This is a genomic window from Streptomyces sp. NPDC002144 (assembly GCF_053593695.1).
In genome coordinates this window covers 1-14,361 of the sequence record NZ_JBSFDB010000007.1, presented here as the reverse complement: position 1 = coordinate 14,361, position 14,361 = coordinate 1, and the positions used below count along the sequence as shown (strand labels likewise).

General features: G+C 70.1%; 14 protein-coding genes. 7 read left to right on the top strand and 7 right to left on the bottom strand.

Annotated elements, in window-relative coordinates; genetic code table 11:
- Nucleotides 1-54: 54 nt before the first annotated feature.
- Together ACWCQ1_RS12405 and ACWCQ1_RS12400 are read right to left on the bottom strand one after the other, a co-directional pair.
- Nucleotides 55-1,401, bottom strand: coding sequence for an FtsK/SpoIIIE domain-containing protein (locus tag ACWCQ1_RS12405; RefSeq protein ID WP_451026416.1), 1,347 nt, complete (start codon nt 1,399-1,401; stop codon nt 55-57).
- 2 nt (nt 1,402-1,403) lie between these two features.
- On the bottom strand, nt 1,404-1,733 hold the full coding sequence (locus ACWCQ1_RS12400; RefSeq protein ID WP_358610301.1) for an SCO3933 family regulatory protein: 330 nt from the start codon (nt 1,731-1,733) through the stop codon (nt 1,404-1,406).
- A 191-nt stretch (nt 1,734-1,924) separates the two neighbouring features.
- Here ACWCQ1_RS12400 and ACWCQ1_RS12395 point away from each other — a divergent pair, with 191 nt between their 5' ends.
- Nucleotides 1,925-2,683 (top strand): GntR family transcriptional regulator, encoded by a 759-nt coding sequence (locus ACWCQ1_RS12395; RefSeq protein WP_451026415.1) that lies wholly within the window; start codon nt 1,925-1,927, stop codon nt 2,681-2,683.
- Between the two features lie 4 nt (nt 2,684-2,687).
- Here ACWCQ1_RS12395 and ACWCQ1_RS12390 read toward each other — a convergent pair whose 3' ends face one another.
- The 3 genes from ACWCQ1_RS12390 to ACWCQ1_RS12380 form a co-directional block, all read right to left on the bottom strand.
- Entirely contained in the window at nt 2,688-3,305 is a 618-nt protein-coding gene (locus ACWCQ1_RS12390) for a nuclease-related domain-containing protein (RefSeq protein WP_451026414.1), read from the bottom strand.
- Nucleotides 3,306-3,831: 526 nt separating this feature from the next.
- Complete coding sequence (locus ACWCQ1_RS12385) at nt 3,832-4,074, bottom strand: PASTA domain-containing protein (RefSeq protein WP_451026413.1); 243 nt, start codon at nt 4,072-4,074, stop codon at nt 3,832-3,834.
- 338 nt (nt 4,075-4,412) lie between these two features.
- Nucleotides 4,413-4,895, bottom strand: a complete 483-nt coding sequence (locus tag ACWCQ1_RS12380; RefSeq protein ID WP_451026412.1) for a GNAT family N-acetyltransferase — start codon at nt 4,893-4,895, stop codon at nt 4,413-4,415.
- Between the two features lie 68 nt (nt 4,896-4,963).
- Here ACWCQ1_RS12380 and ACWCQ1_RS12375 point away from each other — a divergent pair, with 68 nt between their 5' ends.
- Nucleotides 4,964-5,770, top strand: coding sequence for an exodeoxyribonuclease III (locus tag ACWCQ1_RS12375; RefSeq protein WP_358592658.1), 807 nt, complete (start codon nt 4,964-4,966; stop codon nt 5,768-5,770).
- A 9-nt stretch (nt 5,771-5,779) separates the two neighbouring features.
- Here the strand turns inward: ACWCQ1_RS12375 and ACWCQ1_RS12370 are convergent, their stop codons facing one another.
- On the bottom strand, nt 5,780-6,397 hold the full coding sequence (locus ACWCQ1_RS12370) for a MerR family transcriptional regulator (protein WP_133046014.1): 618 nt from the start codon (nt 6,395-6,397) through the stop codon (nt 5,780-5,782).
- Between the two features lie 159 nt (nt 6,398-6,556).
- Here ACWCQ1_RS12370 and ACWCQ1_RS12365 point away from each other — a divergent pair, with 159 nt between their 5' ends.
- The 4 genes from ACWCQ1_RS12365 (at nt 6,557) to ACWCQ1_RS12350 (ending at nt 10,158) form a co-directional block, all read left to right on the top strand.
- Nucleotides 6,557-8,056 (top strand): flavin-containing monooxygenase, encoded by a 1,500-nt coding sequence (locus ACWCQ1_RS12365; RefSeq protein ID WP_451026411.1) that lies wholly within the window; start codon nt 6,557-6,559, stop codon nt 8,054-8,056.
- Complete coding sequence (locus tag ACWCQ1_RS12360; RefSeq protein ID WP_451026410.1) at nt 8,053-8,970, top strand: alpha/beta fold hydrolase; 918 nt, start codon at nt 8,053-8,055, stop codon at nt 8,968-8,970. Before ACWCQ1_RS12365 ends, ACWCQ1_RS12360 begins: the two co-directional genes overlap by 4 nt.
- On the top strand, nt 8,967-9,851 hold the full coding sequence (locus ACWCQ1_RS12355) for an SDR family oxidoreductase (RefSeq protein WP_451026409.1): 885 nt from the start codon (nt 8,967-8,969) through the stop codon (nt 9,849-9,851). Before ACWCQ1_RS12360 ends, ACWCQ1_RS12355 begins: the two co-directional genes overlap by 4 nt.
- Nucleotides 9,852-9,939: 88 nt before the next feature.
- Nucleotides 9,940-10,158: a hypothetical protein gene (locus ACWCQ1_RS12350; protein WP_451026408.1), complete on the top strand. Its 219-nt coding sequence runs from the start codon at nt 9,940-9,942 to the stop codon at nt 10,156-10,158.
- A 155-nt stretch (nt 10,159-10,313) separates the two neighbouring features.
- Here ACWCQ1_RS12350 and ACWCQ1_RS12345 read toward each other — a convergent pair whose 3' ends face one another.
- On the bottom strand, nt 10,314-13,541 hold the full coding sequence (locus tag ACWCQ1_RS12345) for a S41 family peptidase (protein ID WP_451026407.1): 3,228 nt from the start codon (nt 13,539-13,541) through the stop codon (nt 10,314-10,316).
- 164 nt (nt 13,542-13,705) lie between these two features.
- On the opposite strand from ACWCQ1_RS12345, the gene ACWCQ1_RS12340 reads away from it, so the two are divergent.
- Complete coding sequence (locus ACWCQ1_RS12340; RefSeq protein ID WP_133045860.1) at nt 13,706-14,299, top strand: TetR/AcrR family transcriptional regulator; 594 nt, start codon at nt 13,706-13,708, stop codon at nt 14,297-14,299.
- The last annotated feature ends 62 nt before the right edge of the window (nt 14,300-14,361 follow it).

Here is a 14,361-nt window from a genome sequence, read left to right as displayed (position 1 = left end):
GCGGGTAGGGACCTGGCGTGAGGCGGTCACGCCGACCGTGGAGCAGGGAGCGGGTTACGAGGTGGCGGGCCGGGGCTGCACCCGGGGTGGCATCGCGGGCTTCGGCGGGATGATGCCGGGGCCGACCGGGCGGAACGGTGCCAGGAACGGCAGGTCCGGGGTGAGGTGAGCGAACTCGTGGCAGATCGCGGCCGCTTCCTCCGCGCTGATCTCCGGGGTGCGGATGCGGGACCAGCCGCCCGAGGTGTCGCCGGCCACCGCGACACCGGGACGGTCGGCCGGGATCGCCGTTGCTGCGATGACCGCTTCGGGGGAGATGTCCCCGAGGCCCATGTCCGCGCTGGCCTTGTCGTTCACGCGGTGCACCACGCGGCCGGTGAGCTGGGCACGCAGGGCGGTGGCGCCCTTGCCCTGGTCGGAGCCGAAGCGCTGGCCGCACACCTCCAGGTAGATGCCGATGGCGCGGGCCATCTGCCCGAGACGGACCAGTTGCATGACCACCCGGTCGCGCTCCGGCTCGTCCTTCTTGGACAGGACGAAGAAGAGTTCGGCGACCTCGTCGATCAGCACCACCAGCGGCACCGGCCGGACGTGATCGGGCAGTTCCCACAGGTCCGAGACGCCGTAGAGGGCGAGCAGGTCGAAGCGCTCTTCCATCTCCGCCACCAGGGCATCGATCAGGCGGCCGGCCGAGGGCAGATCGGTGGCCAGCGCCGACAGACGCGGCGCGTACCGGTTGTGCTCCACACCCCGCTTGCAGTCGATCCCGACCAGTCCGACCGGGAGCTGAGCCAGACCCTTGATCAGGTTGCGCTGATACACCGACTTGCCGGACTGATTCGCGCCCAGCGTCAAAGCGTGCGGCACCGCACGGTAGTCCCGCTCGAACACCGAGCCGTCCTCCCGCAAAGCGGCCGGCACGACCAGGTCATGCGGCTGAGCCTTACGCGGAAGCGTGACCCGGTTGAGGACGTCCCAGCCGGTCATGCTCAGTTCGACGTAGCCGGGCTTGGTCTCCGCCACGCGCACCGACCGCACACCCCACGCATGGCGCAGGCGCTCGGACGAGGCGGCGAGGTCGGCGGGCTCCAGACCGGCCGGAAGTCGGAGCGTGACGCGTAGGCCGGTCGAGGTGCCACGGACCCGGCGCACCTTCGGCGGCACCGGCCGCACCTCACTGTTGGCCAGGTTGCGCTTGACGAAGGCACGGAAGCCGGACGGCTGTACCGTCAGCCCGCACGCCTCCATCGTGTCGCGGTAGGTCCAGGTGAACCGGCCCCACGTGACCGGCAGCCCGACCAGCGACCAGTACACGCGCGGCGCGCGGACCTTCGCGTAGCCGAGACCACCGGCACCGGCAGCGGCGCCGCCCACCTCGAACCAGGTCGCCAGATCGGTCATGGTCAGACCGCCGACGTGATCGCGACCGCGCGGAACGAAATCCCGTGCCGCTTCTGGCCGTTGAACTCGTTCTCCCAGTCACGGGCCTTCAAGCCGATGACCTTGACCGGCATACCCGGCGCCAGGCCCTCCGGGTAACCCGTCTCCGGGATAGTCACCTGGTAGAGGTTCCCCTCCCCTTCGTCCGAGACCAGCAGGCCCACGGTCGACAGCGCCGCACCGGTCTCCCGGTCCATCGCACGCTCACCAGTCTTCGCATTGGCCAGCTTCGGTACCGGCGCGGTCGCGACGAACACCACAGCAGTCGAAGTGTCGATCTTGAACGACGGCATGAGCACATCCCTCAGCTCTTGGAAGCCGCCCGATGGCGACCTCTCTAGACATCTTCAAGTAGAGCGCACGTCTCTAGAGACGTCAAGGGAATCTGTCTAGAGATGTTGAAGAAGCGGGATTGGGGCTACACGACAGAGCGGGTGCCGCACCTATGGCCTAGGCTGTCTAGAGAAGAGAGGAGGGCTCCCGAATGACCACCACCGACGACGACCGTCGGCCGAAGTACCAGCGGATCGCGGACTCTCTACGAGAGGCGATCCAGTCGGGCCAGTACGGTCCCGGTGATCGGCTTCCGGGAGAGAACGACCTGATGGCCGCGCATGGTGTGGCCCGGATGACAGCCCGTCAGGCCCTGAGTGTGCTCAAGGACGAAGGGGTCGCCGAGTCCCGCAAGGGCGCCGGCGTGTTCGTCCGCTCTTTCCGCCCGTTGAGGCGTCGAGGCATCCAGCGACTTTCCCAGGAGCAGTGGGGCAGCGGCCGATCCATCTGGTCTGCCGACACCGAAGACCGGACCCTGGTGGTGGACCAGGTGACCGTGTCGGAAGAGGTCGCGTCAGACCAGATCAAGCAGGTGCTGGGCTTGGCTGACGAGGAGACCGTTTGCGTGCGACGCCGGCGGTTCGTCCTGGACGGGAAGCCCGTTCTTCTCGCAACGAGCTTTCTCCCCACCTCGATGGTCGCAGGCTCGGCGATCACGCAAGAGGACACGGGCCCCGGTGGAACGTACGCGCGTCTGGCCGAACTCGGTTACAAGCCGGTGCACTTCCGCGAAGAGATCCGCTCGCGCATGCCCACGCAGCATGAAGCAACACAGTTGAGCATCTCGGCGGGCACCCCGGTCATCCTGGTCTGCCGAACCGCGTTCGCCGACGAGGGACGCCCGGTCGAGATCAACGAAATGACGCTCGATGCCGCCTCCTACATCCTGGAGTACGACTTCGACGCGTAGGCGACTACACCCATGTGGTGGGATCCCGGGCCACTTCGTAGATGTGTGCAACCTGATCCGGCGAGAGCACAGGGGTCAGTCCGGAAAGCACCCGGTCCAACTCGGTGACCTCGAGTACGAGCACGGGTGGGGCAGCCCCCTTTACCTTCAGGGATGCGGCATGCACTACCGAGATGACGGGGCGAACGTTGACGATCATGCCGCACTTGTGGGACAGGACGTCAGCCGTGCGTCGCGCCTCATGCAGGCTGATCGGTATGTATCGCTTTGGTGTGCGGTTCACCGTGATCGCGGAGTCTCCGTACCAGACGGCACTACCCCTGTGCCGCTTGGAGTTGATGGTGAAGACGCCGGCGGGGCCGATGGCAAGGTGGTCGATGTCTGCCCCGCTCGCCCACTGCACAGCGTGAAGCGTGAACCAGCCGTGATGACGGAGTCTGCGGAGTCGGCGTCCTGTCACCTGCTCGCCGACGAGCCCGTTCGCCCAACTGTGAATCTCCGAGCCGCGTAGCCAACGGCCCAGCATGCGGCGTAGGGGGTTCGGTTCCAACTCGATGATCTTGCGCCTTACCGCGTCACCCGGCCTATTGGCCGCTAAATCGCCGATCCCAGGCTGCACCATGCCCCTCCCCGATGAGCCGACGCACTCAGATCACCACGGAGGCGCGACCGACACCAGATCCGTACCGGCCAGGCAGTTGTTACAGGTTTCTCTACCTCATCAAGCCCCGGCTGCGCTCCGCTCCGCCGGGCGCGCTCCCGGCTCCGCTGCGGGCGCCGCTCCTGCCTCCGGCCCGCTCCGCCCGCGCTGCGCCGACGCGCGCCCACATGTGGATAGGGCCGGAGGCCATGAGGCGATCACCGCAGAGCGGCCCACGGCCAAGACGATGCCTCCGGCGGGGGATCGGCCGGCACCGGGATGGAGGGGGCGCCGTTCCCGCCCGCGAGTCCGTAGTGGCGTGCGTGGTGTGCTCCCATCCCGTCCACCGTCGACCCAGGCAGAGCCGAGCAGACGCGGCCCATGGCGTCCAGGTCGTTCGTACAGTGGCGCGCTCCACCTGGACGCCATGAACCACGCCCGCTCCACGGTGTGTGGGTCGACGGCGGACGGGATGGAAGCTGGGGAGAGTGGTGGGTTGAGGAGGGAGCTACTGTGGCCGCCTGTCGTCGGGCAGCGGATCCAACGTCGTCCAGACCCTCACCACAGCAACAGCGGGGGCCATGGTGCCCGCTGGTGGCTCTTGGTGAGCGATCACCGCATGTCGCGGCAACTGCTGGTCCATGTTGTAGTAGCCCAGGAATAGCCCCAGATCACGGCATAATGCATGGGCTTTCTGCGTGGTCATCCCGACAACATCGGGGACCTCTACGTGTGCCGATACGTCCGCCATGCGAACACCGTAGGGCAACCGTGCGGTACAGCACCGGAGTACAGCAACCACCGCGACCACAGCCGACCACCACCAACCCCCAACGCCTGCCCGACCAGCCCTAGAGACCTCAGCGACCGCCCCGCCCGTAGTTCGCATCGAGGGGGCCAGGGGTTCAAATCCCCTCAGGTCCACCGCAACAACTGGTCAGGGAAACCTGGGGCAGTTGATGAGATCCCGTCCGATCGGAAGATCGGGCGGGATCTTTGTTGTGCCGCGAGCGACGCCCGGCTGACAGCACGTCAGCCGGGCGTGACGGCCGGCTCCCGGGACGGACACCGATTCCCGGGACGGTCGGCTCAGGAGCCCAGCGGCTTCGCGAAGCAGCGGCTGCTCTCGTGGAAGCGGTAGTAGCCGAACTTCTCGCACGGCTCGTAGCCGCTGGACGTGTACAGGGCGATGGCCTCCGGCTGCTTCAGGCCGGTCTCCAGGACCATCCGGGCGCGTCCCGCCGCCCGCGCGTCCTCCTCCAGGGCGGCCAGGATGCGGCGGGCGAGGCCGCGGCCGCGGGCCGAGGCCACCACGAACATGCGCTTGAGCTCGGCGTCGCCATCGCGGTTGCCCTCGTCGTTGGCGTCCTGGGCGCGCCAGCCGCCGGTCGCGACCGGGCTGTCGTACTCGTCGTACGCGATCAGGAAGACGCCGTTCGGGGGCTCGAAGTCGGTCGGGTCGAGCGGGGTGGCGTCTCCACCGTCGCCGTAGCGGACGTGGTACTCGGCCTGGACCTCGTCGTTGAGCTTGACGGCGTCCGGGTGGTCGAAGGGGACGCGGCGAATGTTCATGCTGTGGACCGTACACCTGTGCGTAGCCGGGATCTGGACTGTGTCCAGTGTGCCGGTAGGGTTCCCGCGTGTTCACTGTGACCTCCGTCAACGTCAATGGACTGCGTGCCGCCGCGAAGAAGGGCTTCGTCGAGTGGCTCGCCGGGACCTCCGCCGATGTGCTGTGCCTGCAGGAGGTGCGGGCCGAGCCGCAGCAGCTGCCCGAGCAGGTGCGCATGCCGGACGGGTGGCACGTCGTGCACGCGCCGTCCGCTGCCAAGGGCCGCGCCGGCGTCTCCCTCTACACCCGCCGTGAGCCCGACCGCGTCCGGGTCGGCTTCGGCTCGGCCGAGTTCGACACCACCGGGCGGTACGTCGAGGCCGACCTGCCCGGGGTCACCGTCGCCTCCCTCTACCTGCCCTCCGGCGAGGTCGGCACCGAGCGGCAGGACGAGAAGGTCCGCTTCATGGCCGAGTTCCTCGTCCACCTGAAGGCGCTGCGCGAGCGGGCCGCCGCCGACGGGCGCGAGGTCGTCGTCTGCGGCGACTGGAACATCGCCCACCAGCCGGCCGACCTCAAGAACTGGCGCGGCAACCAGAAGAACTCCGGCTTCCTCCCGGAGGAGCGGGAGTGGCTCACCCAGGTGTTCGACCAGGCCGACGGCGGCTACGTGGACGTCGTACGCGCCCTGCATCCGGACGTCGAGGGCCCGTACACCTGGTGGTCCTACCGCGGACGGGCCTTCGACAACGACAGCGGTTGGCGCATCGACTACCACGTCTCGACGCCCGGGCTGGCCGCCAAGGCCGTGAAGGGGTACGTCGAGCGGGCGGCCACACATGACGAGCGCTGGTCGGACCACGCGCCCGTGACGGTCGTCTACGACCTCCGGTAAGCCACCCCGTCACTCCCGCTTCCGCAACCGCCGATCCAGCGCCAGTGACAGTTCCGCCTCCACCACGCTGCGGGCCAGGGGGCGCAGGCGGTGGAGGTCGGTCTCTGTGCCGTGGCGGAGGACCAGGGCCGCGAACATCTCGGCGAGTTCGTCGACGTGTTCGCGGACGCGGGCGCCCGCTGCCAGGACCTCGGCGAGCGGGATGCCCTCGCGGACCAGGGCGGAGGAGACGTCCAGGAGGCGGCGGCTGATGTGGACGATCTCGTCGCCGTCGGTGCCCAGGTAGCCGAGGTCGAGGGCGGCGGCGAGGTTCTCTGGGGTGACCTGGCCCTCGAAGCGGGCGGCGAGTTCCTCGGGGGTGAGGCGGACCGGCTCCTCCTCGGTGGGGGCGACGCCGAGGACGTCGGCCACGTCGCGGCCGTGGTCCAGGGCCTCCGCCAGTTCCGCGATGCCGGTGAGGGTGTGGCCGCGTTCCAGGAGCGCCGCGATGGTGCGCAGCCGGGCCAGGTGGTGGTCGTCGTACCAGGCGATACGGCCCTCGCGGCGGGGTGGCGGGATCAGCTTGCGTTCGCGGTAGAAGCGCAGGGTGCGCACCGTGATGCCGGCCAGCCGTGCCAGCTCCTCCATGCGGTACTCGCGTCGTCCGTCAGCCCCTGTCCCGCCCGCAGCCTATGTTGTACCGCCGGTAACTTTCCCTTCCGCACCCCCTACCCATCGGTACGGAGCTGCTCTACCCTCCCATTGCGCCAGTGTTCACTGGCGGAGTTGCGGAGGAAGGGCGACGGCATGGCCGAACACGAGCATGTGCGGGTGGCGGTGATCGGGTCCGGGTTCGGCGGGCTCGGGGCCGCCGTACGGCTGCGGCGCGAGGGTGTCACCGACTTCGTGGTGCTGGAGCGGGCCGGGAGCGTGGGCGGCACCTGGCGGGACAACAGCTATCCCGGGTGCGCGTGCGACGTGCCGTCCCACCTGTACTCGTTCTCCTTCGCGCCGCATCCCGACTGGCCGCGCACCTTCTCCGGGCAGGAGCGCATCCGCGCCTATCTGGAGCATGTGACGGACGTCTTCGGACTGCGCCCGCACCTCCGCTTCGACTCCGAGGTCAAGATGATGACCTGGAACGGCGCGAAGCTCCGGTGGGACATCGAGACCAGCTCCGGGTCGCTCTCCGCGGATGTCGTCGTCTCCGCCACCGGGCCGCTGTCCGACCCGAGGATCCCCGAGGTGCCGGGGCTGGACTCCTTTCCCGGCAAGGTCTTCCACTCCGCCCGCTGGGACCACGACTACGACCTGCGCGGCAAGCGCGTCGCGATGGTCGGGACGGGTGCCTCCGCCATTCAGATCGTGCCGGCGATCCAGCCGGAGGTCGGGCACCTCACCCTCTTCCAGCGCACCCCGCCCTGGGTGCTGCCCCGCGTCGACCGCGCCATCACCGGGCCCGAACGGGCGCTGCACCGCGCGCTGCCCTTCACCGCCAAGGCCCGGCGCGGACTGCTGTGGGGCATCCGGGAGTTGCAGGTCCAGGCGTTCACCAAGCACCCCGACGAGCTGGGTTTCGTGGAGCAGTTGGCCAAGCGGAACATGGGCCGTGCCATCAAGGACCCCGCCCTGCGTGCCGAGTTGACCCCGGACTACCGCATCGGCTGCAAGCGGATCCTGCTCAGCAGCGAGTACTACCCGGCGCTCGCGCGGCCCAACGTCGACGTCGTGGCGAGCGGGTTGAGCGAGATCCGTGGCTCCAACGTGGTGGCCGCCGACGGGAGCGAGGCCGAGGTGGACGCGATCATCTTCGGTACGGGGTTCCACGTCACCGACATGCCCATCGCCGAACGGGTCGTGGGCGCCGAGGGCAAGACCCTCGCCGAGACCTGGAAGGGCGGGATGGAGGCCCTGCGCGGGGCGTCCGCCGCCGGGTTCCCGAACTGGCTGACGATCATCGGGCCCAACACCGGTCTGGGCAACTCGTCGATGATCCTGATGATCGAGTCCCAGCTCAACTACATGGCGGACTTCCTGCGGCAACTGGACGTCCTCGGCGGCCGAGCGGCCCTGGACGCCCGGCCGGGCGCGGTCGCCGCCTGGAACCGCCGGGTGCAGGAGCGGATGCGGCGGACGGTGTGGAACACCGGTGGCTGCACCAGCTGGTACCTCGACCCCAGCGGCCGTAACACCACCATCTGGCCCGGGACCACGACCGAGTTCCGGCGGGCCACCCGGCGGGTCGATCTCGCCGAGTACGAACTCCTGCGCGTTCCCGCCGCCTCGGCCGCGGAGGTGGGCGCGTGAGCCGTCTGACCGCCGTGGCCTCCGGGCCGTACGCCCCGCCCGCCCCGGCCCGTGAGCTCACCGCCGTCTCCGCCGACGGCGCCCGGCTGCACGTGGAGATCCACGGCCCGGACGGCGCCCCCGCCGTCGTCCTCGCCCACGGCTGGACCTGCTCGACCGCCTTCTGGGCGGCCCAGATCCGGGACCTCGCCGTCGACCACCGCGTCATCGCCTACGACCAGCGCGGCCACGGACGCAGCCCGGCGAGCCCGGCCTGCAGTACGGAGGCCCTCGCGGACGACCTCGAGGCCGTACTCGACGCGACCCTGAAACCCGGTGAGAAGGCCTTGGTCGCCGGGCACTCCATGGGCGGCATGACCGTGATGGCCGCGAGTGGACGGCCCGGGTTCCGGGAGCATGTAGCCGCCGTCCTGTTGTGCAGCACCGGCTCCTCACGGCTGGTCGCCGAGTCGACCGTCGTACCGATCGGGGCCGGGGCGCTGCGGACCTGGCTGACCAAGCACATCCTCGGCTCGCGCGCGCCGCTCGGACCGGTCACGCCCCTCGCGCGCCGGATCCTCAAGTACGGGACGATGGGGCCGGGTTCGGCACCGCACATGGTGGAGGCGTGCGCGCGGATCGTGCACGCCTGCCCGCGCACGGTGCGCCATGCCTGGTCGCAGGTGCTGGACCTGCTCGATCTCGACCACGCCGTACGGGAGTTGAGGGTGCCGACGGCCGTCGTCGTCGGGACCGCCGACCGGCTCACACCGCCCGTGCAGGCGCGGGCGCTGGTCGCCGCGCTGCCCGACTGCGTGGGCCTGACCGAGCTGCCGGGGCTCGGCCACATGACCCCGGTGGAGGCGCCGGAGCTGGTCACGGCCCGGATCCGGGACCTGGTGACGATGTACGTGACGATCAAGGAGGGTGCATGAGCAGGGTGAGCCTGGAGGGACAGGTCGCGGTCGTCACCGGCGCGGCGCGCGGGGTCGGCGAACTGCTCGCGCGCAAACTGTCGGCGCGCGGGGTCAAGGTGGCGCTGGTCGGGCTGGAACCGGACGCCCTCAAGCAGGTCTCCGGGCGGCTGCACAGCGACAGCGACCACTGGTACGCCGACGTCACCGACCACGAGGCGATGAGCCGGGTGGCCGCCGAGGTCAAGGAGCGGTTCGGCAAGGTCGACATCGTCGTCGCCAATGCGGGCGTCGCGACCGGCGGGCCCTTCGTCGACTCCGACCCGGAGGCCTGGCGGCGGGTGATCGAGGTCAACCTCATCGGATCGGCCGTCACCGCACGGGCGTTCCTGCCGGTGCTGATGGAGAGCCGCGGCTATCTGCTGCAGATCGCGTCCCTCGCGGCGATCACCCCGGCGCCGATGATGACGGCGTACTGCGCCTCCAAGTCCGGTGTGGAGGCGTACGCGCACAGTCTGCGCGCCGAGGTCGGCCACAAGGGCGTACGTGTCGGCGTCGGGTATCTCTCCTGGACCGACACGGACATGGTGCGCGGCGCCGACCAGGACGAGGTCATGCGGGAGCTCAGGCAGCGGCTGCCCTGGCCGTCCAACAAGACGTACTCGCTGGGTCCGGCCGTGGACCGGCTCGTGGCCGGGATCGAGCGGCGGTCGAGCCATGTGTACGGGCAGTGGTGGCTGCGCGGGATGCAGGGCGTGCGCGGATACCTGCCGGGGATCATCGGGACCGTCGGACAACGGGAGATGCGGCGGTTCGGGTCACGGCTTGAGGGTATGCGCGGGGGGCTCGTCGGCGCAGGTGGGGCGGCGGACGAGGCGGCTCGGGCCACGCAGCGTAACTGATCGAAATGCGAGGGTTGTCCGGGCGTGTGAATCTGGTCGAGGCCCGGTCAAGGGCCTTTCCCCTCACCCTCAATGGGAGTGAACCCACATGGGTATGAAGGACCAGTTCCAGGACAAGTCCCAGCAGTTGCAGGAGCAGGCCAAGCGGAGGGCCGAGCAGGCCCGTGAGCAGGGTCAGCGTGGCCGTCAGCAGGGCCAGGGCCAGGGCCAGGGCCCGGGTCAGGACCGTGACCGTGACCGGATGCGGGACGAGGAGTCGGACCGCATGCGGCACGAGGAGGACCGGCTCGAGGACTTCGAGGCGTAGCCGCTGCGCTGGGCTTTAGCCGACAAGGTGGGGTGCCCTGTGTTTTTGGGGCGCCCCACTTTTGGGTTGCCGCAGGGGTGCGTTGTCGGGTGCGGGGCGGTGGGGGCTGATGGCGCCCACACGGCGGAGCCGCACATCGATACAGCCCCGCGCCCCTAGGGAGTTGCTCGGGGCGGGAGTTTTGGACGTGAACGGTCTGGGACGTTGCTGTGGTCCGGGGGTGTTCCCGGGGGGTTGGTTTCCAGGAGGTCCACGGCCAGTTGTACGGCGTCGTCCAGTTGGGCGTGGCGGCCCTCCGCCCAGTCCAGGGGGGTGCGGAGGATCTCCAAGTCGGGGGTGACGCCCCTGTTTTCGACGCCCCAGCCGTACGCGTCGAACCAGGCCGCGTTCATCGGTACGGTGATCACCGTGCCGTCGCCCAGGCGGTGGCGGCCGGTCATGCCGACCACTCCGCCCCAGGTGCGCTGGCCCACGACGGGGCCCAGCTTCAGGAGTTTGAAGGCGGCCGTGATCATGTCACCGTCGGAGGAGGTCGCCTCGTCGGCGAGGGCGACCACCGGGCCGCGCGGGGCGTTCGAGGCGTACGACACGGGCTGGGCGTTTCTCGTCAGGTCCCAGCCGAGGATGGTGCGGGTCAGTTTCTCCACGACCAGTTCGCTGATGTGGCCGCCCGCGTTGCCGCGCACGTCGACGATGAGCGCGGGGCGGGAGACCTCCATGCGCAGGTCGCGGTTGAACTGGGCCCAGCCCGAACCGCCCATGTCCGGGATGTGCAGGTAGCCGCACCGTCCGGCGCTCAACTCCCGTACGACGGCCCGGCGTTTGGCGACCCAGTCCTGGTAGCGCAGGGGGCGTTCGTCGATCAGGGGGACCACGGCGACCCGGCGGGAGCGGCCCGCCTCGCCCTCCGCGGGCGTGAACGTCAGCTCCACGGTCGTGCCGCCGGCGCCCGCGAGCAGCGGGTACGGGCCGGTCAGCGGGTCCACCGCACGGCCGTCGACATGGGTGAGGACCGCGCCCTCGCGGATGCCGGTGCCGGCCAGCGGGGAACGGGCCTTGGAGTCCGAGGAGTCGCCGGGGAGGATCCGCTTGACCACCCACCCCTCGTCCCTGTGCACGAAGTTGGCGCCGAGCAGGCCCTGCCAGCGCTGGTAGTGCGGCGGGCCCTCGTTGCGGCGGGCGGCCGTGACATAGGCGTGGGAGGTGCCGAGTTCGCCGAGCACCTCGCGGAGCAGGTCGGCGAACTCGTCGGGGGACGCGACTCGTTCGACCAGCGGGCGGTACTGCTCCAGGATCCCCTTCCAGTCGACGCCGCACATCCCCGGGTCCCAGAAGTACGCGGGGATCAGCCGGCCCGCCTCCTCGTAGGACTGGCGCCACTCGGCGGCCGGGTCGACCTCGTGCAGGATGCGGCGCAGGTCGATCCAGACCGTGGAGTCGCCGTCGCCGGACTCGGCGGAGGGGACCGCCCGCAGATCGCCCTCGTCGACCACGACCAGCCGGGTGCCGTCGCCGCTGACCGCGAACCAGTCGAGGTGCTCGACGAGTTCGGACTTCTTCGCCTTGCTGATGTTGAAGTGCTCAAGGGTCGGGCGGCCGGTGGTGTCGTCCGGGTTGGCGAAGGTCTCGCCCAGCGCGCCGGAGATCGGCCAGCGCAGCCAGACCAGCCCGCCGCCCGCGACCGGGTGCAGCGCCGAGTACTTGGAGGCGGCGACCGGGAACGGGGTGACCCGGCTCTCCAGGCCCTCCACCTCCACGGTCACGGCGCCGTCGCCCTCGTCCTCCTCCACCGGGTCCAGGCCCCCGGCGGCCGGCCGGCCCTCCGGGGTCAGCGCGAAGGGGGAGGGCGTGGCCGAGGACAGGGGCACCAGGTAGGGGCGGCAGCCGAGCGGGAAGGACAGGTCGCCGGTGTGGACGTCGTACACCGGGTCGAAGCCGCGCCAGGACAGGAACGCCAGATAGCGGCCGTCCCGGGTGAAGACCGGGCCCTCGTCCTCGAAGCGGCCGTCGGTGACGTCGATGATGTGGCGGTCTCTTATGCGGGCCATCTTGATCTGCCGCAGGGTCCGCCCGATCCCCGGGTGCGACCAGGTCAGCCACGCCCCGTCCGGAGAGAAGGCGAGGTCGCGGACCGGGCCGTTGACCGAGTGGATCAGCTCGGTCACCTCGCCGTTGGAGTCCTCACTGGCGTCGAGAAGCAGCAGTCGTCCCTCGTGCGAGGCGATGGCGAGGCGTTCGCCCTGCGGATCGGAGACCAGTTCCAGGGCCCGGCCCAGTTGTCCGGAGGCGAGCCGGCGCGGCTCGCGGTCTCCCGTGGCCCTCGGCAGACAGGCGATCTCGATCGCGTCCTCGCCCTCGGCGTCGGTCACGTAGGCGACCTGGCCGGTCGAGCCCAGCATCTCGGGGAGGCGGACCCGTACGCCCGGGGTGTCGGTGAGGGTGCGGGCGGGGCCGTCGCGGTGGGTCAGCCAGTACAGGCTGCCGCGTACGACGACCGCGCTGGCCCGGCCCGTCTCGTCGACCGAGATGCCGTCCACGTGCTGGCCCGCGGGAACCTGGTACGTACGGCGGCCCGCGCGCGGCCCGCTCAGCCGTACGTCGAGTTTCCGCGGCTCGGCGGCGAGGTCGTCGACGATCCACAGGTCCCCGGCGCACTGGTACACCACGCGCGTGCCGTCGCTGGAGGCGTGCCGGGCGTAGAAGGCGTCGTGGTCGGTGTGCCGGCGCAGGTCGGAGCCGTCGTACGCGCAGGAGTAGAGGTTGCCGATGCCCTCGTGGTCGGAGAGGAAGGCGATCCGGCCGCCGACGAACATGGGGGAGTGGAGGTGGCCGTCGAGGTCGGCGAGCAGGCGTTCGCCGTGCAGCCACAGGCGGCCCGTGGCGCCGCCCCGGTAGCGTTTCCAGGCGGCAGGTTCGTGCGGCGGGGTGCCGGTGAGCAGGAGCGTTCTGCGCTCGCCGGCGATGTCGGCGACCTGGATGTCGGAGACCGGGCCCCAGGGGAGCTTGCGGCCGGGGGAGCCGTCGGGGGTGACCTTGTAGGCCCAGGTGAAGTAGGAGAAGGGCTCGCCGTGGGAGGCGACGGCGAGGACCGTGCCGCCCGGGTCCCAGCCGCAGACCTGGGTATCGGGCGAGCCCCAGTACGTGAGCTGCCGTCCCGGGCCGCCGTCCACCGGCACGACGTGGATCTCGGGGACCAGGCTGCGCCAGCTCGTGTAAGCGATCGTGGCGCCGTCGGGCGAGAAGCGGGGGTGGCCCGTCTTCGTACGGTCCACGGTGAGGCGCCAGGCGCGGCCCGGGCCGTCGAGGGGAGCCAGCCAGAGGTCGTCCTCGGCCACGAAGGTCAACAGGTCGCCGCTCAGGTGCGGCAGGCGCAGATAACTCACCTCCCCATGCTTTTCCCCTGGATGGGGCAGGGCAACTTGTGGATACTTACGGTTCCTTCACACACGTGAGCCAGCACACGTACGAAACGGTTTCGTTTCGCTCGCTGGCAGGGTATGTTCGTGGTGTACGAGGAAGGCACCCCCCGAGCGGAAAGGTGAGTGGCATGACTGAGGTCGCGACCGCGCGTCGCAGTCGGATCACGCCCGAGCGCGAGGCCGAGCTGTACGCGGCCGTGCTCGACCTGCTCAGGGAGGTCGGCTACGACGCCCTCACCATGGACGCCGTGGCCGCGCGCACCAAGTCGAGCAAGGCCACGCTCTACCGCCAGTGGGGCGGCAAGGCCGAGCTGGTGGCGAAGGCCGTGCGGCACAACAAGCCGGGCGCGGCGGGCGGTTCGGTGGACACCGGCTCGCTCAGGGGTGACCTGCACGCGCTCACGATGGCGTCGGACGACTGCGAGATGGAGCAGAACTCCGCCCTGATGCGAGGTCTGGCCATGGCCATCCATGGCAACCCGGACCTGCTGAAGGCGTTCAAGGAGTATCTGATCGAGCCCGAGATGGCGGAGTTCCGCCGGGTGCTGCAACGGGCGATCGACCGGGGCGAGGTCCGTGCGGACAACCCCGCGGTCGACTACGTGATGCACATGATGATCGGTGGGTTCGCCGCCCGCACGCTGATCGACGAACGGCCGCCGACGCAGGCCTTCCTCCTGTCGTACATCGACGCCGTGGTGCTCCCCGCCCTAGGCGCCTGACCTCTCTCCACCCTCCCCACCCTCTCCCCAGCACCTGACGTCACCGCTCACGTCGTCGGGAC

Coding starts and splice junctions, on each gene's coding strand:
- ACWCQ1_RS12405 (WP_451026416.1), bottom strand. CDS start 1,401: ATGACCGATCTGGCGACCTGGTTCGAGGTGGGCGGCGCCGCTGCCGGT.
- ACWCQ1_RS12400 (WP_358610301.1), bottom strand. CDS start 1,733: ATGCCGTCGTTCAAGATCGACACTTCGACTGCTGTGGTGTTCGTCGCG.
- ACWCQ1_RS12395 (WP_451026415.1), top strand. CDS start 1,925: ATGACCACCACCGACGACGACCGTCGGCCGAAGTACCAGCGGATCGCG.
- ACWCQ1_RS12390 (WP_451026414.1), bottom strand. CDS start 3,305: ATGGTGCAGCCTGGGATCGGCGATTTAGCGGCCAATAGGCCGGGTGAC.
- ACWCQ1_RS12385 (WP_451026413.1), bottom strand. CDS start 4,074: ATGGCGGACGTATCGGCACACGTAGAGGTCCCCGATGTTGTCGGGATG.
- ACWCQ1_RS12380 (WP_451026412.1), bottom strand. CDS start 4,895: ATGAACATTCGCCGCGTCCCCTTCGACCACCCGGACGCCGTCAAGCTC.
- ACWCQ1_RS12370 (WP_133046014.1), bottom strand. CDS start 6,397: ATGGAGGAGCTGGCACGGCTGGCCGGCATCACGGTGCGCACCCTGCGC.
- ACWCQ1_RS12365 (WP_451026411.1), top strand. CDS start 6,557: ATGGCCGAACACGAGCATGTGCGGGTGGCGGTGATCGGGTCCGGGTTC.
- ACWCQ1_RS12355 (WP_451026409.1), top strand. CDS start 8,967: ATGAGCAGGGTGAGCCTGGAGGGACAGGTCGCGGTCGTCACCGGCGCG.
- ACWCQ1_RS12350 (WP_451026408.1), top strand. CDS start 9,940: ATGGGTATGAAGGACCAGTTCCAGGACAAGTCCCAGCAGTTGCAGGAG.
- ACWCQ1_RS12340 (WP_133045860.1), top strand. CDS start 13,706: ATGACTGAGGTCGCGACCGCGCGTCGCAGTCGGATCACGCCCGAGCGC.